The organism is Dermacoccus sp. CCH2-D9 (assembly GCF_001556795.1).
GTDB classification, from domain to species: domain Bacteria; phylum Actinomycetota; class Actinomycetes; order Actinomycetales; family Dermatophilaceae; genus Dermacoccus; species Dermacoccus nishinomiyaensis.
In genome coordinates this window covers 1-1321 of sequence record NZ_LSJT01000064.1, presented here as the reverse complement: position 1 = coordinate 1321, position 1321 = coordinate 1, and the positions used below count along the sequence as shown (strand labels likewise).

The following is a 1321-nucleotide window of genomic DNA, read 5'->3' as shown; positions in this document are numbered from 1 at the left end:
GTGAATCGCCCCGGGTTCGGTGGAGGCTGTCATTCAACGCGAGGATGGACAGCATGGCAGCACCACGGAAGTACCCGGCAGAGCTTCAAGAGCGCGCGACACGTCTCGCGATCAAAGCTCGCCAAGATCCGGAACGGCGACGAGGAGCAGTACGCAGGGTGGCCGAGCAGCTCGGTGTGAATCCCGAGACCCTGCGCAACTGGGTGAGTCAGGCAGAAGTCGATGCCGGCACCCGCCCCGGTGTGACGACGAGCGAGCACGAACGCCTGCTCGAACTCGAGCGGGAGAACCGCGAGCTACGGCGCGCGAACGCCATCCTGCGATCGGCGTCGGCTTTCTTCGCGGCGGAGCTCGACCGCCCACATCACTGATCGTGGAGTTCATCGACGATCGCAAGCATGAGTTCGGTGTCGAGCCGATCTGTCGCACCCTCACCGAGGCTGGGGTCAAGATCGCACCGAGCACGTACTACGCCGCGAAGACGCGCCCGCCGTCGCCGCGAGCGGTTCGCGACGTAGAAATGGCGGCGCAGATTCGCCGGGTTCACAAGGACAACTACGGCGTGTACGGCGCCCGCAAGGTCCATGCTGAACTCGTGCGTGAAGGCATCACCGTGGCGCGTTGCACCGTGGAACGTCTCATGCGTGCTGCGGGCCTGCGCGGCGTCAGTCGCGCGAAGGGACCCCGCACCACGATTCCTGGGCGTGGCCCGGATGATCGTCCGGACTTGGTCGAGCGGGACTTCACCGCGTCGGCGCCGAACGAGTTGTGGGTCGCGGACATCACGTACTGCCGAACATTCAGTGGATGGGCTTACGCCGCGTTCGTCATCGACGTCTACTCGCGCCGTGTCGTGGGCTGGCAGGTGTCGAAATCGCTGCGCACCGACCTGGCGTTGGACGCCCTGGACATGGGGTTGTGGACCCGTCAACGTGACGGGCAGGACGTGACGGGGCTGAGGCACCACAGCGACAGGGGCGTTCAGTATGTCGCAGTTCGCTACACGCAGCGTCTTGGTGAGGCCGGTGCGGTCGCGTCCGTCGGATCGACGGGCGATTCGTACGACAACGCCCTGGCGGAGGCGTTCAACTCGTTGTTCAAGGCTGAACTCGTGCGAAACCGTGGCCCGTGGAAGAACATCGACGAGTTGGAGATCGCGATCGCGGAGTACGTCGACTGGTTCAACCACAAGCGCTTGCACGGCGAGATCGGGCTCGTCCCGCCGGTCGAGTTCGAGCAGGCTTACTACGATCAGCAGCACACCGTTGCGGCGCCCGCCGAAACGGCATTACTCAGCCTCTAACAAACCCGGGGCGATTCA

General features: G+C 64.6%; 1 protein-coding gene and 1 other annotated feature. The gene reads left to right on the top strand.

Annotated elements, in window-relative coordinates:
• Positions 1-53 precede the first annotated feature (53 nt).
• Positions 54-1303 (top strand): IS3 family transposase gene (locus AX669_RS05770; protein ID WP_231729442.1). Its coding sequence is split into 2 segments (ribosomal slippage): positions 54-333 and positions 333-1303, totalling 1251 coding nucleotides; the frame shifts between segments, so codons are not numbered across the junction.
• Positions 332-460: a sequence feature (AL1L pseudoknot), on the top strand. It overlaps the preceding gene by 129 nt.
• Positions 1304-1321 lie beyond the last annotated feature (18 nt).